The sequence below is a fragment of the Monashia sp. HAY1-5C genome (assembly GCF_056755255.1).
In genome coordinates this window covers 1-246 of the sequence record NZ_JBPGXG010000632.1, presented here as the reverse complement: position 1 = coordinate 246, position 246 = coordinate 1, and the positions used below count along the sequence as shown (strand labels likewise).

Sequence of the window (246 nt, the reverse complement as noted above, 5' to 3'; positions counted from 1 at the left end):
GATATTGCCCGGCGCGATCGCCATCGCCGCCGAAGGCGCAGATCACCTTGCCATGGGCGCGGCAACGTGCAAGCACCGTCGACAGCGCCTGATCGATCGCCGCACTTTCCGGCGCCAATCGCGCACCGTTCGAAAGCGCGATGGAAAGATCGGATGGGCCGACAAAAATGCCATCAATACCATCGACAGCAAGTATCTCGTCGATGGCGTCGAGCGCCATGCGGGTTTCCACCATAGCGATGGTGA

At 61.0% G+C, this 246-nt stretch carries 1 protein-coding gene; it reads right to left on the bottom strand.

All coding sequences use genetic code 11. The features are described from left to right. Nucleotides 1-232 (bottom strand): aldolase/citrate lyase family protein (locus tag ACR9ZK_RS22990; protein WP_481344228.1); only part of this gene is annotated, 232 nt, incomplete at its 3' end. Nucleotides 233-246: the final 14 nt, after the last annotated feature.